The following is a 21,709-nucleotide window of genomic DNA, read 5'->3' on the forward strand; positions in this document are numbered from 1 at the left end:
CCTGAGTCTCACCATGTTTGAAACAACGCCAATAAATCAACTACTTACGCCGTCATCGGGAAATCTCAATGACGATAATCAACCAAAACAGATGTCTCTCCTATGAGAAACGTTGGGACACTAGTGACATAAAATAACTCATTAAAATACAGACAGCACAGCGTTGCCCGTCGAAATTGAATCCGCCATGCGAACAATTTTCAGCGTTCTTTTAAGCGCTGGACAGGGCTGACACCCAAAACATCAAAAGAAACCTGATGCAAGATTTTCCTGCCCGGAATTTCAGTGCAGGTGTCAATCTTTAAGTAGTCTCATCCCAATTATCACCCCTCATGCCATCTACATGATTTTTCATGCCATTAATAAATATTGACATTAACCAATTCAGCAATTAACATATTAGTTAATTATTGAATTATTGTTCAACCTTGAAGGAGTATGAAATGAGCATGGAACTTAGTTATTTGGTCTATTCAATTGTTTCTATCGTCATGACAATCTGGGTCGCAAGAACCTTGTCAAAAAACGGTGAGGTGTTCCTGGTGAAATGCTTTGGTCAGGATGAAATATTGGCGAAATCCACGAATCACTTATTGGTCGTCGGTTTTTATTTGATAAACATAGGTTTGATCGCCATTCGTCTGGATGGCTGGCAAATATCGCCAGGCAACGGCTTGATACCCTTTGTTGGTAGTAAAATAGGTGTTTCGGTACTCAGCCTTGGTGCAATGCATTTTTTTAATATGATCATGATTGCCAAATTTGGCAGAACTGTCAGCGCTTGGGTAAGAGTGAATGACAAGCGTGAGGCAGAAAGTTTTTCTGCTCCCGCTTAAGCATTGATGAAATGAATGTTGGTCTATGCTATAGATATGGAGCCCCCTTTAAGTCGCTGCTCTGGGAGCCAGCTCCCAGGAGCAGCTTTAAGCTGCAGTCTATGCAATTAGTAAAGCACTGACTGATTTACGTAATACTATTGCCGCGCTCAACTTAGTGCGGCAATCGTCTTTTGAAAATGAATAATGTCTTCTGATAAGATTTTTGAAGCTTTGGCATCATCACCGCGCAGACAGATTCTTGCTTATTTATCTGAGCAGGAATTGACTGCAGGGGATATTGCTGCGCGCTTTAAAATGAGTGCGCCAGCCATTTCCCGCCATTTGTCGGTGCTGGAAAATGCTGGCCTGATTTCTGGTGAACGTCAGGGGCAGTTTGTGATGTACAAATTAAATGGCGACAGCCTAGTCAATACCTTGACGCAATTCGCTTTTTCTATTTGCCCTGTCGGCGCTCCTCTGAAGCGCGAAAGCAAGGCAATAGCAAAGTCGGGGGTCAGCAAGGCGAAGAACAAGGGGTGATAAGAATATAAGTAGGCTGATTCAAGGAACCTCCATTCTGGAGATACTTCAATTTAATTAAACTGACTAAAGTCTGGCTTGCGTTTTTGAAAAAAAGCCATGAACGCCTCTTTCGCTTCTGGAGCATTCAGCATCGCCGAGAAATGCTTGTTTTCTTCTGTCATCTTGGCACTGATGGCGGCGGGTTGGTTGCCTTTCATCAGGCGCTTGGTAACACGTATGGATGCTGCTGGCAGGGCCACCAGTTTGGCGGCTTGCTGCTGGGCGTAAGGCAGCAATTCTTCCAGTGGCAATACCTTATTGACGAAGCCCATTTCAAACGCCTCATTGGCGCTGAACGCTTCGCCGAGCATGAGTTTTTCTGCTGCACGCTGATAGCCGACGATTTGCTGGAATATCATGCTGGAGGCAAATTCAGGGCACAAGCCCAATTGCGTGAAGGGCATGGAGAGTTTGGCATTGTCGGCCAGATATATCATGTCGCAATGCATGAGCAGCGTGGTGCCTATGCCGACGGCGGCACCGGAAACGGCGGCTATCACAGGCTTGCTTGATTCATTCAGGGCTTGCATGAATTGATAGACGGATGGAATAGCGTCTGACGATGTGATGCTACTGGCATTTTTCATGAAATCTTCGAGATCATTACCTGCGGTGAAAATCTCTGGTTTGCCGGTGATAAGGATGGCGCGTACGGCCACGTCTGTTTCAGCATCGCGCAGCGCATCCGCCATGGACTGGTACATGGCCTGGGTGATGGCGTTTTTCTTTTCTGGACGATTGAAGTTGATCGTCAAAATACCGTTTTCTTTTTGGGTCAGGATATCCATGGTGCTAGTCTCTTTTTATTGATCAAGTAGATTGTGGTGCATTAGTTAGCCATTGTAAGGCTTGCTGCCAAAGTGTGCTGCGGAACTGTGGGCGGAAAAATCCAAAATGGCCTATGCGTCTTGAGTCCACATCCTTGACATAGCTCCATCAAACCCAGCTCCTAAAAAAAACCGCGCAGAAAATATAGTCTGCGCGGTTAAATTTATGCTCAGGCAAGCAGCTTACATGCGTTCAAAAATACCTGCTGCGCCCATACCTGTACCTACGCACATGGTGACCATGCCGTATTTGAGGTTGTTGCGATGCAGTGCATGAATAGTCGTCGCAGAACGGATCGCACCAGTTGCCCCCAGTGGATGGCCCAGGGCAATCGCGCCGCCCATAGGGTTGACCTTGGATGGGTCCAGACCCAGGTCTTGTACCACTGCCAGGGACTGTGCTGCAAAGGCTTCATTCAATTCAAACCAGTCAATCTGGTCTTGCGTGATGCCAGCGGCACGGCATGCTGCCGGGATGGCTTCTTTAGGACCAATACCCATGATTTCTGGTGGTACGCCACGTACTGCGAAGGAGGCGAAACGTGCCAGTGGTGTCAGGTTGAATTCTCTCAGGATTTTTTCGCTAACGAGGATCAGGGCACCAGCGCCGTCGGAAGTTTGCGAGCTGTTACCTGCTGTAACGCTGCCTTTGGCGGCGAACACAGGTTTCAGTTTTGCCAGGCCTTCGATGGATGTATCTGGACGTGCGCCTTCATCACGGCTGACGGTGCGTGTTTTCAATTCGATTTCGCCAGTTGCCAGGTTAGGCACACGGTCGATGATATCAACTGATGTAGTCTCAGCATCGAAGTAGCCAGCATTTTGTGCAGCGATAGCGCGTTGGTGCGATTGCAGGGCAAACGCATCTTGTGCTTCGCGGGATACTTTCCATTGCTGAGCCACTTTTTCTGCTGTCAGACCCATGCCGTAGGCCATGCCTACGTTTTCGTCTTTGAGGATGGCCATGTTCATCGATGGATTGCTACCCATCATAGGCACCATGGACATGGATTCGACACCACCGGCGATCATCACGTCAGCCTGGCCGACGCGGATGCGGTCTGCCGCCATCGCAACAGCAGTAATGCCGGATGCGCAATAACGGTTGATGGTGACGCCACCAATGCTGTTAGGTAAACCGGCCAGCAAAATACCCATACGTGCCAGGTTCAGACCTTGTGCACCTTCAGGGAAAGAGCAACCGATAATCGCATCTTCAGCCAGCTTAGGATCAAGATTAGGCACTTGTGCAAAAGCGGATTGCAGTACACGCACCAGCAAATCATCAGGGCGGGTGTTACGGAACATGCCACGACCAGATTTGCCGATCGGGGTACGGGTAGCAGAGACGATGTAGGCGTCTTGGAGTTGTTTAGTCATGTTAATGTACCTCGATTAGTTACGGACTGGCTTGCCAGTTTGCATCATGCCCATAATGCGCTCTTGTGTTTTTGGATGATTCAGCAATTCCATAAACGCCTTGCGCTCCATGTCGAGCAACCATTGTTCGCTGACCAGGCTGCCATTATCGATGTCGCCACCGCAAACCACTTCAGCAATCATTTTGCCGAGCTTGAAGTCATGGGCAGAGATGAAGCCGCCATCACGCATGTTGATCAGTTGTGCAGCTATCGTGGCGATACCATGACGGCCTGTGACTGGCACTAATTTGCGCATAGGTGCGCGGTAACCGGCGTCAAACATGGCACGTGCTTCTACCTTGGCAACATGCAGCAATTCGTAAGGGTTGAAGACGATGACGTCATCCGCAGACAAATAACCCATCTTCTGTGCTTCCAGTGCAGATTTGGATACGGCTGCCGTAGCTGCATTCGTGAAGTAGTTTTTCAGGAATTGCAGCAAATCAGTGCCTTTGGCATCTGCCGCTGCACGTACTGCTGCTTCTTTTAAACCACCGCCGCCAGGTACCAGACCGACGCCCACTTCTACCAGACCGATGTAAGACTCTATGGATGCCACGCGTTTTGCTGCATGCATCATCAATTCGCAACCACCACCGAGTGCCAGACCGGATACGGCAGCAACTACAGGGATGTTCGCGTATTTCAAAGCCTGATGTGCATCTTGCAGGCGGGAGATTGCTGGCTCGATTGCTTTGACACCACCGGACATGAACAAAGGCAGCATGGCCTGCAAGTCAGCACCGGCAGAGAAGGCGCCGCCGTCAGCCGCGTCTGCACTCCAGATGACAAGACCCTTGAAGTTTTTCTCGGCTTCAGCGATGGCTTTTTCCATGCCTTCGATGACGCCTGGGCCAATCACATGCATCTTGGTTTTCAGTGACAGTACCAGTACGTCGTCATTCTGATGCCAGATACGGACGGAATCATCTTCAAAGAATGTCGTGCCAGCGTTTGCGCCAGTTGCTACGCCTGTACCCAATACTGGAGCACGGAAGGCTTGGCGTTCGTACACAGCCAGGTCGGAACGCGGCACGTAAGTGCTGCTTGCTGGAGACCAGGAGCCCTCAGCAGTATGCACACCTGTGCGGCCATCAAATACCCATGCTGGCATCGGTGCATTGCACAGTGCCTTGCCTGCGTCGATATCTTCCTTGACCCAGCCAGCGACTTCTTGCCAGCCAGATGCCTGCCATGTTTCGAACGGGCCCACATTCCAGCCGAAGCCCCAGCGCATCGCGAAGTCGATGTCGCGTGCATTGTCGGCAATCGTCGCACCATGAACAGCGATGTAATGGAAGGCATCGCGGAAAATCGCCCACAGGAACTGTGCCTGTACATTGGTCGATTCACGCAGGGTCTTCATTTTTTTGACCGGATCTTTTTCTTTCAACATGCGAGCAACGACGTCGTCAGCCTTCGCACCGCCAGTCACATATTGTGCTGTAGAGAAGTCCAGACGCTGGATGTCCTTGCCGACTTTTTTGTAAAAGCCTGCACCGGATTTTTGACCCAATGCACCTGCAGCAACCAGTTTGGCCAGCACTTCAGGTGTTTTGTAGACAGCAAAGAAAGGATCATCAGACAGATTGTCTTGCATGGTCTTGATGACATGGCCCATGGTATCGAGACCAACCACGTCTGCAGTACGGAAAGTACCGGAAGAAGCGCGGCCCAGTTTTTTACCTGTCAGATCATCGACAACATCAACGGTCAAACCAAATTTTTCTGCTTCATAAATCGTTGCCAGCATGCCGAAGATACCGACGCGGTTGGCGATGAAGTTCGGTGTATCTTTGGCGCGTACCACGCCCTTACCCAGAGAAGTAGTCAGGAAGCCTTCGAGTTGGTCGATGATTTCTGGACGGGTAGCTACGGTAGGGATCAGCTCCACCAAGTGCATATAGCGTGGTGGGTTGAAGAAATGCACGCCGCAGAAACGGGCTTTCAGTTCTGCATCAAAACCGTCAGACAGAGCAGTGATAGACAAGCCGGAAGTGTTGGATGCGAAGATCGCATTTGGCGCAATGTGCGGGGACACTTTTTTGTACAGATCATGTTTCCAGTCCATGCGTTCTGCAATGGCTTCAATGATCAGGTCGCAACCAGCCAGCACGTCGAGGTTGTCTTCATAGTTCGCGACTTCGATCAAAGCTGCATCATCCTTGTTACCCAGTGGAGCAGGATTCAACTTTTTCAGGTTCTCGATAGCGCGCAGGACGATGCCGTTTTTAGGGCCTTCCTTGGCTGGCAAATCGAACAGGACGACAGGCACTTTTGCATTGATGCAGTGGGCAGCAATTTGCGCACCCATCACGCCAGCGCCCAGAACGGCGACTTTTTTAACGATGAAATTGGTCATTTTTAACCTCAAGAGTTTCGCGCCAACCCATCCACATGGGATGACGCGAATGTTTGATTAGAACAAGTCAGCTTCGAGTGCCAGCAAATTGGCAGAACCAGAACGTGCCTGGCGGATCAGCATTGCTGTTTCCGGATACAAACGGGCAAAGTAGAAACGCACTGTTGCCAGTTTGGAGATATAGAATTTGTCGCCAGAATCTTGTTTTTCAAGAGCGATTTTTGCCATTTGTGCAAAGAAATAGCTGTAGACCAGATGTCCGACTACGCGCAGGTAAGGCACGGCAGCGGCGCCAACTTCATCTGGATTCTGGAAGGCTTTCATGCCGATTTCCATGGTCAGCTTGGTGACTTTGTCGCCCAATTCAGCCAATGGCGTGATGAATTCTGCCATTGCTTCGTTAGTGCCATTGGCCTCAACAAATGCCTGAACCTTGGCACCGAACTTGCGCAGTTTTGCGCCATTGTCCATCAAAATTTTACGGCCCAGCAAGTCGAGGGACTGTACTGTATTTGTGCCTTCATAAATCATGTTGATGCGGGCATCGCGTACGTACTGTTCCATGCCCCATTCAGCGATGAAACCGTGGCCACCGTAAACTTGCAAGCACTCGGACGTTGCGGTCCAGGCATTGTCGGTGATGAAGGCTTTGATGACTGGTGTCAACAGGGCGACTTCGTCAGCGCAATCTTTACGGACTTGTTCATCAGGGTGATTCAGTTCTTTGTCCAGTTGCAGGGCGACGTAGGAGCAAAATGCACGTGCACCTTCTGCATAGGCTTTTGCCGTGAACAGCATGCGGCGTACGTCAGCATGAACAATGATAGGGTCAGCTGGTTTGTCCGGTGCCTTAGGGCCGGACAGGCTGCGCATCTGGATACGGTCTTTGGCGTATACCAATGCGTTTTGGTAAGCGACTTCCGTCAGACCCAGACCTTGCATACCCACGCCGAGACGTGCGGCATTCATGAACACAAACATCGCATTCAAACCCTTGTTCGGGCCACCAATCAACCAGCCAGTTGCACCGTCCAGATTCATCTGGCAAGTAGAATTGCCGTGGATACCCATTTTTTCTTCGATCGCGCCGCAGAAAATAGGATTGCGTTCGCCATTGCTGCCATCTGCATTTGGCAGATATTTAGGCACGATGAACAGGGAAATACCTTTCGAACCTTCTGGCGCACCTGGCAAACGTGCCAGTACCAGATGGACGATGTTGTCGGACATGTCATGCTCACCGGCAGAGATGAAAATCTTTGCACCTGTGATTTTGTAGCTGCCGTCATCCTGTGGTTCGGCTTTAGAACGCAGCATGCCCAGATCAGTACCGCAATGTGGCTCGGTCAGGCACATGGTGCCAGTCCAGTCGCCAGAGATCAGCTTAGGCAGGTACAGGGACTTTTGTTCTGGTGTGCCATGCTCGTGGATACATTCATAGGCACCATGCGACAGGCCCGGGTACATGGACCATGCCTGGTTGGATGAATTCAACATTTCATAGAAAGAATTGTTGACCACCAGTGGCAAGCCCTGGCCGCCAAATTCTGGGTCGCAAGACAATGCAGGCCAGCCGGCTTCCACGTATTGCTTGTAGGCTTCTTTAAAGCCTTTTGGTGTTGTGACGGTGTGGTTGGTCTTGTCGTGGTGGCAGCCTTCGCGATCACCGGAGTGGTTCAGTGGAAACAATACATTGGAAGTGAATTTGCCGCCTTCTTCCAAAATCTGGTTGATGATGTCGCCATCAACATCAGCATGCTTAGGCAGCTGTTTCAATTCTTCTTCTACATTCAACAGCTCATGCAACACGAACTGCATATCACGCAATGGAGCGATATATTGACCCATGATTTTCTCCTGACGGCAAAGTTAAAACGGTAAATGTGGATACAAATTGTTTGCGACGGTGTCTATTAAAGCCTGCTAAATTCAGGCTGTGACCTGCACCGGCGCGTAATACTCGATCATTCGTTCAAATCCGACTTCGGCACGGCCCACGCTACCCGGTTTGCGCAAGAATCTCGCATCATGGTGCAGGGCTAATATGAGGCCATACATTTCATACACAATCTGTTCAGGTTCAACATCATCGCGCAAATGGCCAAGTTGTATCGCCTGTGCAGCAGCGCGGTGCAAGGCACCCTGCCACGCGTGGACCATACCAACCAGTTCATCCCTGATGGGCCCAGCCCTGTCATCGTATTCGGCAGCACCGCTGATATAGATACAACCAGATGCAATCTCTACCGTGACGCGCTTGACCCATAATGCAAACATGGATTGCAAACGCGGCAAGCCACGTTCTTCTTTCATGCTTGGATAAAACACCTCTTGCTCGAAATGATGGTGGTACAGCTTCAGCACTTCGATCTGCAAATCTTCACGCGAACCGAAATGGGCGAACACGCCAGACTTGCTCATGTTCATTTTATCGGCCAGCAAACCGATGGTCAGCCCTTCGATACCATCACGGCTGGCAGCATCCAGAGCCACGTCCAGAATGGCGGCGCGGGTCAATTCCCCCTTGCGCATGAATTTTGATGTCATATTCATATTACATTAATTGTGTTGAAAAGATTCATGTCTGCCCGTAGTGACCATTAAGTGAAGCAAAAAGTGATGCAAACAAATGAATTTATCGAACGCTCGTACTATTATGCACAGCGCCTGAAAAGTCAAACCAGATTGCGTCTTTAGAGGAGAGTATCTATTATGTTTTGCCTCCTGCCGTCTCGTTTTTTTGCTTTCCGCTCAGCCTTGGCTTATTCGTGATTATGCGTCTGGTCCAGCTGCCTTCTGTCACGCTTGGTTGGTCTAGTTGTCAGCTTCGCTGTCGGTTCCCGGAAATACTTCCTGTCTTCTGCCACTTTGGCGCGTTTTGCTGCACTCTCAGCGGTTTCTTCATACATGGTCTGGGCGATGGTCGCCGAGCCTCGCGTTTCCAGTATGCGCAATACCCTGACCTGCCACACCTGTTCAGCCTGCTGCACCTCAATCAGGTCGCCAACTTTGACGTTGTGTGCGGGTTTGACGCGCTGCTCATTTTGCAAAGCGCGTCCCAGCTCTATGGCACTGGTTGCCAGGCTGCGGGTTTTAAAGAATCTGGCTGCCCATAGCCATTTATCGATACGGGTGGTGTCGCTCATGAAGGTGTCGCTTTTCTTTACAAAATGTCTGGATCAATTGATCCAGTATGGACCTAAAAAACACGTTCATTCTATTTTGATGCAATTTATGGCAGCTGTCAGTCAAATCCTAGGCATTTTCGCCCAATGTTTGTGCATACAACAAAGCGTGTCACTAAATTGAGCCATGTTGCAGTGCGCATAGACAATAAACTGAACGACCGTACAATTCGGTAGAGTTTTTGCATTTATTTATGCACTTTCGCATGTTTGCCAATTTGGTCGGATCAGCTCATGAGCTCTGTTGAAGAACTAAGTGGAAAAAAGCGCGCGATTCTCATTGCCGCAGAGAAATGCTTTGCCGCACAAAGCTACGAGGGCGTGTCCATACGCGACATTGCCCATGAGGCTGGGGTACCCATCGCCCTGATCGGTTATTACTTTGGTGCCAAGAATGAGCTGTACCACGCCATCTACGAGCACCACAGTGGCTATATTGCTGACCGCCTTAACGGCTTGCGTCATGCACGCACACAAAGTCCGCAAGGCACGACGCTTGATGCCATCATCGCCGCCTTCGTGCTGCCAGTATTGAAACTCAATGAAAAAGCCGAAGGCGCAAACTTCTCGCGCATGGTCATGCGCGGCGTGATTGACCAACACGAAGCCAGCGAACGCATCACCCGAGAATTCTACGACCCCATGGCACGCGAATTCATCGCCGCCTTGCATGATGCACTGCCCCATGCCCCGGCGGACAGTATCTACTGGAGCTATCAGTTTGCCCTCGGTGCCCTGCTACACCATGTCGTCGATACCCGCATAGAACGTCTCTCTGATGGCCTGTGCCCTGCCAGACAGGCTGATGTGGCAGCACCCTATTTACTGCGCTTCATCACCGATGGCATCAAGGCTGTTACACGGTTGGGCTAGTGGCTGACCCGTATGTAATAATGCATGCTAAACGGACTAGCATGCATGCAAATGGAAGCCATCATCTTCATAGGACTACAGGCCAGCGGTAAATCTTCTTTTTACAAAGAACGCTTTTTCAATAGCCACCTGCGTATCAGCAATGACTTGCTGAAAACCAAAAACCGCCAGACTCGCTTGCTGGAGTTTTGTTTTGACACCAGCATGCCCTTTGTCATTGACAACACCAACCCAACAAGAGGAATCCGGGCAAACTATCTGGAGCAGATCAAGTCCAGACAGTGGCCGGTGACTGCATATTATTTCAAAACTGATCTGGACAGAGCGCTGGCATGGAATAGCCAGCGGCAAGGCAAGGACCTGATACCCAAGGTTGGCATACTGGATACCCATAGAAAACTGGAAATCCCGGATTATGATGAAGGCTTTGATCGCTTGTATTATGTCGATTTTATAGATGGCAAACTGACTGCCACTGATTGGAAAAAATGAAGTTTGATGAACTGGAAAAAGTCATGCGTGGCTATGAAACTGCGCATGATGATTACGTCCCCGCCGGCACGTATATGATTGCACGCATTGATGGCCGCGGCTTTACCCGCCTGACCAAGGAAACCTGCGCATTTGAAGCGCCGTTTGATATCAGGTTTCGCGACCTGATGGTGGAAACCTGCAAGCATCTGATGAACTGCGGCTTCAAGGTCATCTATGCCTATAACCAGAGTGACGAAATTTCCTTGCTGTTTGACCTGCACATCAATGCCTTTGGCCGCAAATTAAGAAAATACAATTCTCTACTGGCTGGCGAGGCATCCGCCAAATTCAGCCTGATGTTGGGCCAGGTAGCCGCTTTCGATTGCCGCATCTGCCAATTACCCACTCAAAATCTGGTCGTCGATTATTTTCGCTGGCGTAATGAAGATGCCAACAGAAATGCCTTGAATGCGCATTGCTACTGGCAGCTCAGGAAAGAAGGTAAATCGCAAAACGAGACCACCAGCTTCATAGAAGGCAAGTCACTGGCAGAGAAAGAAGCATTACTGCAAAGCAGGGATATCAATTTCAAGACCCTGCCGCTATGGCAAAAGCGCGGCACTGGTTTGTACATGCTTGAAGAAGAAAGAATCGGCTTTAATCCAAAAGAAAATAAAGAGGTCATCAGCACAAGAAAAATCTTGAAGACTGACTATGAATTGCCGCAAGGGGACGCATATAGTGAATTCTTGTGGCAATTATTAAAAAGCGATGCCGACTGATAATCACAACATCAATGCACAGCACATCCCCTTTCAGGCTTATCTGCTGGCACCTGTGTTTGCACCGCTTACCTGGTTGCTTGCTGGTGTGGCGACTAATTTGTATGACCGGGGACTGAGCATGGCTGGCTTGGTCATGAAATTACTGTTCATGCTGTTACTATTGCTGGGTTCTTATGCATTGTGTACACCCTTGCTGCATATCTGGGCAGGTCGGTCGCGCTGGCCTCAGAGACACGGATACGCAGGGTTCGTACTTGCCGCAATCACCGCCCTGACCATGGGACTTTTATATGCACAGCCAGGATTTCAGGATGCCCGCAACACTACCCGCAATCTGGTGTATCTCTCATTCATGCTGCTGACCTGCCTTGGCATGTTCTTGAGTTTGAAAAACCTATTCCCAACCACAGATGAAAACAGATGCCCTGCCAGTCTGGCATGGCTAGCTAAGCATCCAAGCCACTGGAGCTTGTTTTCATTGTTCAAAGGTGGCTTGGCGCTGATTCTGGTTTGCTCGGTCACATATGCAAATTCCCTGATTCCACGGTTTGACTTCTCGCGCTTTTTCGCTTTACAGATTGAACAAGACATTTTTCCAGAAGCCGCCTTTGCTGCCTCGGTCTTCGATGTCAATCCGAATCATTTTTTTGACTGGTGTTTTTACAGTGCCATCATCTTGGCAGTAGCGGCGATGGCATCTTCGTTACAGGCAAAAATACAGGGAGAAGATTCCCTGTACCGTGCAACAGGCTGCATTTGCGGCGCACTTGCACTGGCCGTTTTTGACCCCAGGCTGGCTGTCTATGCGGGGCTGGCTTATGGTATCGCTGAGTATGTGATGCGATTAAAAACCAGGTAATAGGAAATTATTCATGCCCCAACTATCCAGCCTTCCAGCGCATCAAATTCTGGCAAGCCATAATTATCTTCCCGTCTCTGCCATGCCCATGCAGCCAGCAACATGCATAGCACCGCATCGAGCAAATCGGCGCTGCCGTCTGCTATGAGTCCTGTCTTATAGCGACCCAGGTCCAGCTTGATTTTCCAGGGTGTTGTTCCCGCCTCCAAAGCGGTAACGATCAGCTCGCGTGCTTGCTGGCGCTCTGGTGTTTGCTTGCTTTTGTCGTCACTTTTATACGAGGCTTTGGTGATGCTGCGTGCCACCATGCCGGGGTAAGCTTCAAGGGCGATGCGTTGAGGGTCGCCTTCATACATACCTGGGATGCTGACACCTGCATCCAGCAAGCGCGGGGCACCTGCGTGCAGCATGTAGGCGACTGGTGGATTGACCCATTTCATGGAGGGAGAAGAACCTGCCGGGATGTCCGTCGCCCTGTGGGCGAATTTATTGCCAACTGCGCGAGCATCGCAAAAGGCCTTGAATTGCAGGCGCAATTCAGCGCGTGTCTGTGTTTGCAAATGACGCATCAGGTCAGGCCAGTTGCTTGGCCAGTGCAGATGTTCTACCAGTTCGCGCGGCAGAGAAAATGGCAAATCAAAACCTGCCAGCCAGGGGCCAGCCTGCATGAGCCAAGAATCAAAAGCAGTAAAGTCGCTGAGTGTTTGCAGAGATTCCAAGCGCAGTACATCGGCTTGCATTTGGCCACTGGCAATCGTGATGCCTTTGCGGCGCGAAGGTGTCGAGGTGAAATCCACACCGTGCAATTTCATCCGTAATGCCCAAAGGTGACGATGCGCATGAGACCACGGTAAATCAGGTAAGCCGTGCCATGCCAGGCGCGTTTATACCAGGCCTTCTTTTGCACATCTTCGGCAAAGATTTCTGTGCCATCGGCAATGCCCAATTCCAGTTCATGCGTCAGACTGGCGGCAAATGCCTTGTCGCGGACAACGATATTGGCTTCGTGATTAACGAACAGGCTGAGGCCATCGAAATTGCTGGAGCCTACCGTGGCCCAGTCCTCATCAATGACAGCAACTTTGGCATGCAGTTGCGTCTTGCCATATTCGACTATGCGCACACCAGCTGCCAATAATTTTGGGTAAAAAGATTGCGATACCGCATCCTGCAAGGCAAACTGGCCGACGCCGAGCAAGAGCACTACATCGACGCCGCGAGTGGCTGCAGATATCAGGGCGCGGCGAAATTTCCTGCCGGGTGCGAAATAGGGTGTAACGAGAATGGCACGTGATCTTGCCATGCCCAGCGCATGCAGGTAGGCTCTTTGTATGGTGGCGCGATTGCGCAAATTGTCGCGTACTACCAATGCTGCCGAGGTGATTTGTTTACCAGCCACCTTGGCATCGGCTCGCAGATGCTGCATCAGGGCAAAGCGTGTGCGTAAATCCAGTTTGCCGAGTTTGCGCCATTGCGCGTCTACTTCCAGATGAATGTTGGCAACCAGGGGACCAGTCACTGTTACAGCAAAATCCCAGCGCGGAAAAGGCAATACCAAACCTGAGCCATCATCAGCAATGTTGTCATCGATGATATTCAAACCGCCGACAATGGCGATTTGCCTGTCAACCACACAGATTTTTCTGTGGGTGCGTGCCAGGCCGCGTTTGAACCAGGGATTAAAGCAGCGGCAGTCTACGCCCTGCTCATTGAAACACTGGGTTAAGCTCAATGCTGCCTGTCTGTCGCTGCCTATCCAGTCTATGACGACTCTGACTTTGACGCCACGCGCTGCTGCCTGCACCAGTGCTGCCTGTACCATTTGTGCAGTATGGTCAGTTGCAAAGATATAGGACTCCAGATACACCTCATGCTGCGCTTGATCTATCGATGAAATCAGGGCGGGGAAAAACTGTGCACCACTGTGCAAGAGCTCGACATCATTGCCTTCGGTGAAATGCAGCTTACTCATGCGCTTTCAGCTTGATCCAGCAATACCAGGCTGGCAGTAATCGGCACATGATCCGACAACGTCGTCCATGGTGCGCCTTTCATGACATGTGCTTCTTCTACCTTGAAGCCGCGCAAATACACGCGATCCAGACATAACCAGGGCAAACCAGCAGGGAAGGTGCGGGCATGACTACCACTGTTCTTGCTCAACATGTTGCGCATGCCCTTCAGGGAAAAACGTGATGCCGTATGCTTGCCATCGACATCAAAGGCTTCGAAGACACCCAACTCCTGATACAAAGTCTGGCTCAGGCGCTGGCTCCAGTCATTGAAATCACCGGCAATCACCAGCGGCGCATTGGACGGCACATCTTGCTGGATGGTGTGTATAAGTGCCTGTATCTGGCGACGGCGGCTGCCGGCAAACAAACCAAGATGGATGACAAAGCAATGTATCTGAACTTTCTCCACCTGTACAATGGCATGCAAAATACCGCGCTGCTCATAGGCATGGTCAGACACATCATGATTGACAAAGGACGCAATCGGATAACGGCTTAACAGGGCATTGCCATGGTGACCGTGTTCATACACGGCATTCATGCCATACACGGCCTCATGGGATTGACCGGCCAGAAAATCATGCTGCCCCTCTTGCGGCCATCGCGTGTGGTTTTCTGCATGCAAATCATGCTGCCCCTGCACTTCCTGCAGGAACACCAGATCCGCATCAAGCAAGTCTATCGCTTCCTTGATGCCATGGATGCGGGCCTTGCGGCCAAATGCACTGACGCCCTTGTGGATATTGTAGGTGGCAATGCGCAACTTCATGGTGATTCCCTTTGGCTTATTAAACCTTGATCAGCTTCGGTAATTGCAGTATGGCTTCAGCATTCGATGCGGAGAAACATTTGTCCGCTGCTTCCTGCCAGGGCAACCATAGATATTGCAAATGCTCACGTGGTGCCAGCCTTATTGCGACATCAGAACTGACACACAGGCCAAACACATGCTCGGTATTTTTCGTCACACCTGGTGCATAGCGGTGCCGCCAGACCGGGTAGATTTCATATATATTGGTCAATCCCCAGTCTTGCAAGTCATATTGCAGGGCGTCTATACCGGTTTCTTCTGCCACTTCACGGATGGCAGTGCTCTGCCACGCTTCATTGACAGTATCTTTCGACCCTGTGACAGATTGCCAGAATCCGGCCTTGTCAGCGCGTTCCAGCAAGAGAACATCAAGTGCAGCGGTGTAAATAACTACCAGGACAGATTCAGGGATTTTGTGCGTTGACATGCCAGGCCGAAAGGATGATCCGGAGTTTTCAAAACCACCATTCTAACCCCTTTGGCGCATCCATATTTGATCTCAGAAAGTAAAACGGCATTCCCTGAACGATATGCTCAGTAGAATGCCGCTAAAACGATAGCAACTCTGGCGTGCAGTATTTTTGCCAGACTGGTTTGTATGATTTATTTCTTCTCGAAGTAAGTACCCACGCAAACCATGCTGTCACCAGCGCCACGCTCACAATAGGAACGTTTTAATTCATAGCTCTGAGTTGCAGGGTTATTGAACTTGTAGGGGCCATACCAGCCTTTGGATGAGGTTTTCACCAGGTCTATCATGCCTTTGATGAAGGCGTTGCCGTCTACATCCTTCATGGTCATCAAATTTTTACCGACCATTTTTGCGTTGGCCCCCTGCGCCAGGCAATTTCCGTCAAAGTCGTACACAAAGACATATAAGTCCTTTTCCTTGAATGCACCATCGGGATGATCCGTGAACACTTTATAGGCCTTTTCTGCACCAGCTGACTTGACCAGGGCAACGGCTTTTTTGACCATGTCCTGAGCTTCGGCTTCGGTTCCATGCTCACTGGCCGCATGTGCGAACGGCACACATACAAGCATACTCAATACTACAGGTAATAATTTAGCTGAAAAACATTCCATCTTAATCTCCTTATAAGTAAACACTTACCATCAGCACAAGCACGACAGTCTCGGCCACTTGTTTCTTTATAGCAGCTTTTTTGAGCTACGCTTTTCAAGGAAACAAGAGTTTACATTGAGGGATTTTTATTGCATTGCCATAGATCTGGAACAAAGGAATGCATATAAATGTCTCGCTGCTAGCAAATCTAGCGACTTTTAACAATTCATGCGATGCAGCAATATGCAAAAAGGCCTGCAAAGCAGGCCTTTCAGGTCAGACAAATAAAAACTTACTTTTTCACTGGCACAGCCGGCGGCAATTCTTTTTCCTGCAATTGCCTGACTTGCGGCACCAGCTTGTTGTGCGCATCCAGAAAGGCGGCGACGATAACCTTGGCTTCATTGGTATTGCTCCAGCCTGCGCCAAAACCACCACCATTTGCACCAAAAGCCAGCCCCCCAAGACCCAGGTCAGTGGACTTGGCTGAACCTGTAGAGGCAGCTACCTGCTCGGTGGTTTCATTATCAGTTAGCAACAAGGCTACTTGTGCCTCTTTGAAACTGACTTTTTCAGCATACCCTACAAAATTCCTCAGGACAGGAATCATACCCATGATGGCACCTATGCCGCCGCCAGCCTTGCTTTCAGAAAAAGTCAGGCTAGGCGTCATGGTGTATTGCGCTTCGTACCCCTTGCCTTTGGAAACAGTAGAGTTCTTGCGAATGATGCCCTGGTCTTTCAGTTCCTGCTCATTGATCACAGCTTTCAGGCCAGACGCACGGTCCACCACCCGGAAGCACCCGCTTTGCTGGGCCAACAGGCGTATCAAGGGCACAGGTGAAGACGGCAGATTGTACTGACTGATCTGGGTATAGCCGTTAGGATTTTCCACCAGTGACAAGGTCGCCACTGGCGCATCGCACTTCACCAGGGTCTTGCTGGCGCCCTTGGCACCAACAGGACCGGCAGCGCCAGTCACTTCAGAAGAACCCTCACCAAGCTCGGTTTTCTTTTCTCCGCAAGCGGCGAGCAATAAACTACTGCTCAACAATAAAAATAAAGCTGTCTTGTTATTCACTCGCATACTCTTTTCATTGATTGCAGTTTCAATAATCTCAGTTTCATCAACTAGCCGGCTTTGCAGATTAAAGATTACGCAATTTTTGGTTCTGCTGCGCGCAAACGGATATGCAGTTCACGCAATTGTTTTTCATCAACTTCAGACGGTGCTTGTGTCAACAGACACTGGGCACGCTGAGTTTTCGGGAAGGCGATCACGTCACGGATGGATTCTGCACCTGTCATCATGGTGACGATACGGTCCAGGCCGAAAGCCAGTCCACCATGCGGAGGCGCGCCGTATTGCAATGCATCCAGCAAGAAGCCAAATTTCAATTGCGCTTCTTCTGCATCGATCTTCAATGCGCGGAAAACCTTGCTTTGTACATCTGCGCGGTGGATACGGACAGAACCGCCGCCCAGTTCCCAGCCATTCAAGACCATGTCATACGCCTTGGCAATACATTTGCCCGGATCAGTTTCCATCAAATCTTCATGACCATCTTTTGGTGCAGTGAATGGATGGTGAGTCGCTGTCCATCGGTCGTTTTCTTCATCATGTTCGAACATCGGGAAGTCAACTACCCACAGTGGCCTCCATGCATCTTCAAACAAGCCATTGGCTTTACCGAATTCGCTATGACCGATTTTCACACGCAATGCGCCGATAGCGTCATTGACGACTTTGGCTTTGTCAGCACCGAAGAAAATCAGGTCGCCATCTTGCGCACCTGTGCGTTCCAGGATTTGTGCCAATGCCGCGTCGTGGATATTCTTGACGATGGGTGACTGCAAACCATCACGGCCTTGCGCCTTGTCATTGACCTTGATGTAAGCAAGGCCTTTGGCGCCGTAGATACCAACGAACTGCGTGTAAGCATCGATTTCAGAACGTGGCATGTTGGCGCCACCTGGTACGCGCAAACCGACTACACGGCCATTGACCATATTGGCGGCACCGGCGAATACCTTGAAATCAACATCCTTCATCACATCTGTCAATTCTGTGAATTGCAGTTTGACGCGCATGTCTGGCTTGTCGGAACCATACAGGCCCATGGCATCCGCAAAATCCATCACCGGGAAAGGGTTTGGCAGGTCGATGTCCAGGGTGTTTTTGAAGACCAGACGTATCATGCCTTCAAACATATCGCGAATCTCTTGCTCATTCATGAAAGAAGTTTCGCAATCGATCTGGGTAAATTCTGGCTGGCGGTCAGCACGCAAGTCTTCATCGCGGAAGCACTTGGTAATCTGGTAGTAACGGTCAAAGTTGGCGACCATCAGCAATTGTTTGAACAATTGCGGGGATTGTGGCAGCGCAAAGAAGTTACCAGCATTGACGCGGGATGGCACCAGGTAGTCACGTGCGCCTTCTGGCGTGGACTTGGTCAGCATTGGTGTTTCGATATCGATGAAGCCGTTTGCGTCGAGGAATTTACGCACTTCCATCGCCACCTTGTAGCGCAGGCGCAGATTGTTTTGCATTTGCGGACGACGCAGGTCCAGCACCCGGTGAGTCAGGCGTGTTGTTTCAGACAGGTTGTCATCATCGAGCTGGAATGGTGGCGTGACGGATGGATTCAAGACTTCCACTTCGTGCGCCAGCACTTCGATCTTGCCGGATTTCAAATTGCTATTGCCAGTACCTTCTGGGCGGCTACGGACCAGACCAGTAATGCGCAGACAGAATTCATTACGTACAGTTTCTGCAGCCTTGAATACATCAGCACGGTCAGGATCGCAAACAACCTGCACCAGGCCTTCGCGGTCACGCAAGTCAATGAAGATCACGCCGCCGTGATCGCGACGACGATGCACCCAGCCACAGAGGCTGACGGTTTGGCCGAGTAATTCCTCTGTAGTGAGGCCGCAGTATTGGGTACGCATGGACATATTTCTTACCTGTCTGTATTCAAAATTAAAAATGATTTGATGCAGTGGATAACCGCATCATTTATTTGGTGGGGAGATGCTCGGGAGCCACCACGCCCATGGAAACAATATACTTGAGTGCGGCATCGACACTCATGTCCAGTTCTATGGCTTCATCCCTGGGTAACATCAGGAAAAAGCCGGAGGTCGGATTCGGTGTAGTTGGCACATATACGCTGACAAAATCGCCTTTGAGGTGATTAACCACATCGCCACCCGGTACTCCAGTCAGGAAACCTATGGTCCAGCAATCACGACGCGGATATTCAATCAGCACGGCTTTGCGGAAGGCATTGCCAGAAGAAGAAAACAGCGTATCCGATACCTGTTTCACGCTGGAATAGATGGAACTGACGATAGGAATGCGCTGCAACAGGCTTTCCCAGGCCCTGATGACGTAATTGCCAATAAAGTTTTGCGCCAGCAAACCCGTCACAAAGACGATGAGCAAGGTTAGGACCGTGCCTATACCCAACATCTTGAAACCAACCAGTTTTTCTGGTCGCCACTCAGTAGGCAACAGCAACAGGGACTGGTCCATGGTACTGATAATGGCATGCAGCACCCACAGCGTGATTGCCAGAGGTACTAGAATCAGCAAGCCAGTAATAAAGTATTTACGCATGGTAATGGTTAGCTTTATGAATTAAACGGCAACAATAAGGAATAAAAAAGCAAATCAGGCAGCCTTGCCAGCATCGCTGGCTGGTGCCGGCGCACTGGTTTCAGCCGCTGGTGTTGCAGCAGGTGCCGGCGTGGCTGCCGCCTCGTCAGTCGCAGGTGCTGCCGCACTTCCACCAGAGCCACCACGAAAATCTGTCACATACCAGCCTGAGCCCTTGAGCTGAAAACCGGCAGCAGTCACTTGTTTGCGGAAGGACGACTTGCCGCAAGTCGGACAGACACTGAGCGGTTCGTCAGAAATCTTTTGCAGTACATCCTTGGCAAACCCGCATTCTTCACAGCGGTAAGCATAAATCGGCATGGTTAAGCCCTAAAAAAACTGATAAAACCCTGAATTATAAAGGTTTTTGACCAGAATTTGCGCATTGCATCATGCCGATATCCAAGCTGGTATCAAACCACCAGCTTCTTGCGGACAATTTGCGGCAGCAAAGACCCCGCTATCATACCTGTCAAACTCATTAGCACACCCACCAGTTGTGGTGGCCACAAGCCATCGGGAGCAAAGACTTCCATGCTGACCCAGGAAACAATCCCCAGGATGATGGAAGCCAGGCCACCCTGGGTGGTCGCAGGTTTCCAGTACAGGCCAAAAGCAAGTGGTACAAAAGCGGAAACCAGTGTCACCTTATAGGCATTTTCCACCATTTTATAAATACTGGAATTGGTATTCATGGCAAACAAGGTAATGATAACGGTGAATACCAGAACAACTGCACGCATCATGAACAGGAATTGCTTGTCACTTTGCTTTGGGAAAAATGGTTTAAGTATGTTTTCTGAGAAAGTGACGGATGGCGCCAATAAGGTTGCACTTGCACAACTTTTGATCGCCGACAGCAAGGCACCAAAGAACATCACCTGGGCCAGCATAGGCACCTTGGTCATGATCAGGGTTGGCAGTATCAGTTGCGGGTCCTTGTCTATCAGGCTCTCGACCATCTTGGGGTCGATCAGTGTCGCCGAATACGCCAGGAACATGGGGATGAAGGCAAAGCAGAAATACAGTACGCCACCCAATACCGATGCATTGCCAGCAATTTTCTCATTCTTCGATGAGGCCACGCGCTGAAACACGTCCTGCTGGGGTATCGAACCCAGCATCATGGTGATCCAGGCAGCAAAGAACCATAGAGACTCCCTGGGCGTAGGCGAGGGCCAGAAATCCAGCTTACCTGCATTGGCAGCATGCTCTACGACAACTTGAGCACCGCCCACCATGCTGGAAACCTCCCAGCCTATGTACAGCATGCCAATGACGATGATGATCATTTGCAAAAAATCTGTAATCGCGACTGACCACATGCCGCCCATGAGGGTATAGATCAGCACACTGCCAGCACCTATCATCATGCCTGCATTCATTGATATATAGCCGCCTGACACCACCGTGAACACCAGGCCCAGGGCCTTGATCTGCGCCGCCACCCAACCCAGGTAAGACACTACGATACACAGTGTTACCAGGACTTCGGCCGTGCGACCGAATTTATTGCGATAATAATCACCGATAGTCAGCAAGTTCATGCGATACAGAGGGCGCGCAAAGAACAGGCCGACCAAGACCAGACACATGGAAGAGCCAAAAGGATCGGCAACCACGCCTTTCAAACCTTCCTTGACGAAGGTGGACGAAATCCCGAGCACGGTTTCAGAACCAAACCAGGTAGCAAACACCGTTGCTGTGACCACGTACATGGGCAGGGAGCGACCTGCGACCGCAAAGTCTTTGGAGTTATTGACATAACGGGCGGCATATAATCCTATGCCAACAGAGATGACCCAATACAGGATGACGAACCAGATGAGTGTATTCATGGAGGGAAGCGTGCAAAGATGTCAATAAAAAACCCGCATTTTTTTCTGCGGGCATTATAGACGTAAGTTACACGAAGTTTGCAGGGGGCAGCGGCAAATTTCTGCTATGTACCAGGCATATTTGTGTAAAAA

At 50.1% G+C, this 21,709-nt stretch carries 22 protein-coding genes; 6 read left to right on the forward strand and 16 right to left on the reverse strand.

The annotated features are described in order from the left end of the window. Positions 1-443: 443 nt before the first annotated feature. Complete coding sequence (locus tag H8L47_RS23810) at positions 444-836, forward strand: hypothetical protein (protein ID WP_186956131.1); 393 nt, start codon at positions 444-446, stop codon at positions 834-836. Between the two features lie 186 nt (positions 837-1,022). Next, positions 1,023-1,358 (forward strand): metalloregulator ArsR/SmtB family transcription factor, encoded by a 336-nt coding sequence (locus tag H8L47_RS23815; protein ID WP_186956132.1) that lies wholly within the window; start codon positions 1,023-1,025, stop codon positions 1,356-1,358. Between the two features lie 53 nt (positions 1,359-1,411). Here H8L47_RS23815 and H8L47_RS23820 read toward each other — a convergent pair whose 3' ends face one another. From H8L47_RS23820 to H8L47_RS23845, 6 genes are all read right to left on the reverse strand, one after another. Further along, positions 1,412-2,188 (reverse strand): enoyl-CoA hydratase, encoded by a 777-nt coding sequence (locus tag H8L47_RS23820; RefSeq protein WP_186956134.1) that lies wholly within the window; start codon positions 2,186-2,188, stop codon positions 1,412-1,414. Between the two features lie 222 nt (positions 2,189-2,410). Next, positions 2,411-3,607, reverse strand: coding sequence for an acetyl-CoA C-acyltransferase (locus H8L47_RS23825; RefSeq protein ID WP_186956135.1), 1,197 nt, complete (start codon positions 3,605-3,607; stop codon positions 2,411-2,413). Between the two features lie 15 nt (positions 3,608-3,622). After that, positions 3,623-6,010 (reverse strand): 3-hydroxyacyl-CoA dehydrogenase/enoyl-CoA hydratase family protein, encoded by a 2,388-nt coding sequence (locus H8L47_RS23830; protein ID WP_186956136.1) that lies wholly within the window; start codon positions 6,008-6,010, stop codon positions 3,623-3,625. Between the two features lie 57 nt (positions 6,011-6,067). Beyond that, positions 6,068-7,858, reverse strand: coding sequence for an acyl-CoA dehydrogenase C-terminal domain-containing protein (locus H8L47_RS23835; protein WP_186956137.1), 1,791 nt, complete (start codon positions 7,856-7,858; stop codon positions 6,068-6,070). 81 nt (positions 7,859-7,939) lie between these two features. Continuing rightward, positions 7,940-8,542: a TetR/AcrR family transcriptional regulator gene (locus tag H8L47_RS23840; RefSeq protein WP_162061746.1), complete on the reverse strand. Its 603-nt coding sequence runs from the start codon at positions 8,540-8,542 to the stop codon at positions 7,940-7,942. A 230-nt stretch (positions 8,543-8,772) separates the two neighbouring features. Beyond that, a complete protein-coding gene (locus H8L47_RS23845) occupies positions 8,773-9,156 on the reverse strand; it encodes an RNA-binding S4 domain-containing protein (protein ID WP_186956139.1) in 384 nt (127 codons plus the stop codon). Between the two features lie 273 nt (positions 9,157-9,429). On the opposite strand from H8L47_RS23845, the gene H8L47_RS23850 reads away from it, so the two are divergent. Genes H8L47_RS23850 through H8L47_RS23865 form a run of 4 tightly spaced genes read left to right on the forward strand, consistent with a single transcriptional unit; the run spans position 9,430 to position 12,186 of the window. After that, positions 9,430-10,068 (forward strand): TetR/AcrR family transcriptional regulator, encoded by a 639-nt coding sequence (locus H8L47_RS23850; RefSeq protein ID WP_186956140.1) that lies wholly within the window; start codon positions 9,430-9,432, stop codon positions 10,066-10,068. 45 nt (positions 10,069-10,113) lie between these two features. Continuing rightward, a complete protein-coding gene (locus tag H8L47_RS23855; RefSeq protein WP_222616667.1) occupies positions 10,114-10,560 on the forward strand; it encodes an AAA family ATPase in 447 nt (148 codons plus the stop codon). After that, positions 10,557-11,324, forward strand: a complete 768-nt coding sequence (locus H8L47_RS23860; protein ID WP_186956141.1) for a tRNA(His) guanylyltransferase Thg1 family protein — start codon at positions 10,557-10,559, stop codon at positions 11,322-11,324. The genes H8L47_RS23855 and H8L47_RS23860 overlap by 4 nt, the downstream gene beginning before the upstream one ends. Further along, positions 11,314-12,186: a hypothetical protein gene (locus H8L47_RS23865; RefSeq protein WP_186956142.1), complete on the forward strand. Its 873-nt coding sequence runs from the start codon at positions 11,314-11,316 to the stop codon at positions 12,184-12,186. The genes H8L47_RS23860 and H8L47_RS23865 overlap by 11 nt, the downstream gene beginning before the upstream one ends. Positions 12,187-12,197: 11 nt before the next feature. Here H8L47_RS23865 and H8L47_RS23870 read toward each other — a convergent pair whose 3' ends face one another. From H8L47_RS23870 to H8L47_RS23915, 10 genes are all read right to left on the reverse strand, one after another. Then, positions 12,198-12,998: a DUF429 domain-containing protein gene (locus H8L47_RS23870; protein ID WP_186956144.1), complete on the reverse strand. Its 801-nt coding sequence runs from the start codon at positions 12,996-12,998 to the stop codon at positions 12,198-12,200. Continuing rightward, positions 12,995-14,158, reverse strand: coding sequence for a phospholipase D-like domain-containing protein (locus tag H8L47_RS23875; RefSeq protein ID WP_186956146.1), 1,164 nt, complete (start codon positions 14,156-14,158; stop codon positions 12,995-12,997). The genes H8L47_RS23870 and H8L47_RS23875 overlap by 4 nt, the downstream gene beginning before the upstream one ends. Then, entirely contained in the window at positions 14,155-14,970 is an 816-nt protein-coding gene (locus H8L47_RS23880) for an endonuclease/exonuclease/phosphatase family protein (RefSeq protein WP_186956147.1), read from the reverse strand. Before H8L47_RS23880 ends, H8L47_RS23875 begins: the two co-directional genes overlap by 4 nt. A gap of 19 nt (positions 14,971-14,989) precedes the next feature. After that, positions 14,990-15,439 (reverse strand): dihydroneopterin triphosphate diphosphatase, encoded by a 450-nt coding sequence (gene nudB / locus H8L47_RS23885; RefSeq protein ID WP_186956148.1) that lies wholly within the window; start codon positions 15,437-15,439, stop codon positions 14,990-14,992. A 176-nt stretch (positions 15,440-15,615) separates the two neighbouring features. Next, positions 15,616-16,098 (reverse strand): cache domain-containing protein, encoded by a 483-nt coding sequence (locus H8L47_RS23890; RefSeq protein WP_230413894.1) that lies wholly within the window; start codon positions 16,096-16,098, stop codon positions 15,616-15,618. A gap of 272 nt (positions 16,099-16,370) precedes the next feature. Beyond that, positions 16,371-17,159, reverse strand: coding sequence for a CsgG/HfaB family protein (locus tag H8L47_RS23895; RefSeq protein WP_408057742.1), 789 nt, complete (start codon positions 17,157-17,159; stop codon positions 16,371-16,373). A 74-nt stretch (positions 17,160-17,233) separates the two neighbouring features. Continuing rightward, positions 17,234-19,036, reverse strand: a complete 1,803-nt coding sequence (gene aspS, locus H8L47_RS23900) for an aspartate--tRNA ligase (protein WP_186956151.1) — start codon at positions 19,034-19,036, stop codon at positions 17,234-17,236. A 61-nt stretch (positions 19,037-19,097) separates the two neighbouring features. After that, entirely contained in the window at positions 19,098-19,700 is a 603-nt protein-coding gene (locus tag H8L47_RS23905; protein WP_186956152.1) for a DUF502 domain-containing protein, read from the reverse strand. Between the two features lie 54 nt (positions 19,701-19,754). Next, positions 19,755-20,060: an FmdB family zinc ribbon protein gene (locus H8L47_RS23910; RefSeq protein WP_186956154.1), complete on the reverse strand. Its 306-nt coding sequence runs from the start codon at positions 20,058-20,060 to the stop codon at positions 19,755-19,757. A 92-nt stretch (positions 20,061-20,152) separates the two neighbouring features. Then, entirely contained in the window at positions 20,153-21,577 is a 1,425-nt protein-coding gene (locus H8L47_RS23915; RefSeq protein ID WP_186956155.1) for a sodium:solute symporter family protein, read from the reverse strand. Between the last annotated feature and the right edge of the window lie 132 nt (positions 21,578-21,709).

The organism is Undibacterium umbellatum, assembly GCF_014284125.1.
Taxonomy (GTDB): domain Bacteria; phylum Pseudomonadota; class Gammaproteobacteria; order Burkholderiales; family Burkholderiaceae_D; genus Undibacterium; species Undibacterium umbellatum.

What these genes read in the sequence shown, in the direction of transcription:
- H8L47_RS23830 (WP_186956136.1), bottom strand. Translation starts at nt 6,010, where the DNA reads ATGACCAATTTCATCGTTAAAAAAGTCGCCGTTCTGGGCGCTGGCGTG.
- H8L47_RS23845 (WP_186956139.1), bottom strand. Translation starts at nt 9,156, where the DNA reads ATGAGCGACACCACCCGTATCGATAAATGGCTATGGGCAGCCAGATTC.
- H8L47_RS23875 (WP_186956146.1), bottom strand. Translation starts at nt 14,158, where the DNA reads ATGAGTAAGCTGCATTTCACCGAAGGCAATGATGTCGAGCTCTTGCAC.
- H8L47_RS23835 (WP_186956137.1), bottom strand. Translation starts at nt 7,858, where the DNA reads ATGGGTCAATATATCGCTCCATTGCGTGATATGCAGTTCGTGTTGCAT.
- H8L47_RS23890 (WP_230413894.1), bottom strand. Translation starts at nt 16,098, where the DNA reads ATGGAATGTTTTTCAGCTAAATTATTACCTGTAGTATTGAGTATGCTT.
- nudB (WP_186956148.1), bottom strand. Translation starts at nt 15,439, where the DNA reads ATGTCAACGCACAAAATCCCTGAATCTGTCCTGGTAGTTATTTACACC.
- H8L47_RS23840 (WP_162061746.1), bottom strand. Translation starts at nt 8,542, where the DNA reads ATGCGCAAGGGGGAATTGACCCGCGCCGCCATTCTGGACGTGGCTCTG.
- H8L47_RS23865 (WP_186956142.1), top strand. Translation starts at nt 11,314, where the DNA reads ATGCCGACTGATAATCACAACATCAATGCACAGCACATCCCCTTTCAG.
- H8L47_RS23815 (WP_186956132.1), top strand. Translation starts at nt 1,023, where the DNA reads ATGTCTTCTGATAAGATTTTTGAAGCTTTGGCATCATCACCGCGCAGA.
- H8L47_RS23810 (WP_186956131.1), top strand. Translation starts at nt 444, where the DNA reads ATGAGCATGGAACTTAGTTATTTGGTCTATTCAATTGTTTCTATCGTC.
- H8L47_RS23915 (WP_186956155.1), bottom strand. Translation starts at nt 21,577, where the DNA reads ATGAATACACTCATCTGGTTCGTCATCCTGTATTGGGTCATCTCTGTT.
- H8L47_RS23910 (WP_186956154.1), bottom strand. Translation starts at nt 20,060, where the DNA reads ATGCCGATTTATGCTTACCGCTGTGAAGAATGCGGGTTTGCCAAGGAT.
- H8L47_RS23825 (WP_186956135.1), bottom strand. Translation starts at nt 3,607, where the DNA reads ATGACTAAACAACTCCAAGACGCCTACATCGTCTCTGCTACCCGTACC.
- H8L47_RS23860 (WP_186956141.1), top strand. Translation starts at nt 10,557, where the DNA reads ATGAAGTTTGATGAACTGGAAAAAGTCATGCGTGGCTATGAAACTGCG.
- H8L47_RS23820 (WP_186956134.1), bottom strand. Translation starts at nt 2,188, where the DNA reads ATGGATATCCTGACCCAAAAAGAAAACGGTATTTTGACGATCAACTTC.
- H8L47_RS23850 (WP_186956140.1), top strand. Translation starts at nt 9,430, where the DNA reads ATGAGCTCTGTTGAAGAACTAAGTGGAAAAAAGCGCGCGATTCTCATT.
- H8L47_RS23880 (WP_186956147.1), bottom strand. Translation starts at nt 14,970, where the DNA reads ATGAAGTTGCGCATTGCCACCTACAATATCCACAAGGGCGTCAGTGCA.
- aspS (WP_186956151.1), bottom strand. Translation starts at nt 19,036, where the DNA reads ATGTCCATGCGTACCCAATACTGCGGCCTCACTACAGAGGAATTACTC.
- H8L47_RS23905 (WP_186956152.1), bottom strand. Translation starts at nt 19,700, where the DNA reads ATGCGTAAATACTTTATTACTGGCTTGCTGATTCTAGTACCTCTGGCA.
- H8L47_RS23870 (WP_186956144.1), bottom strand. Translation starts at nt 12,998, where the DNA reads ATGAAATTGCACGGTGTGGATTTCACCTCGACACCTTCGCGCCGCAAA.
- H8L47_RS23855 (WP_222616667.1), top strand. Translation starts at nt 10,114, where the DNA reads ATGCAAATGGAAGCCATCATCTTCATAGGACTACAGGCCAGCGGTAAA.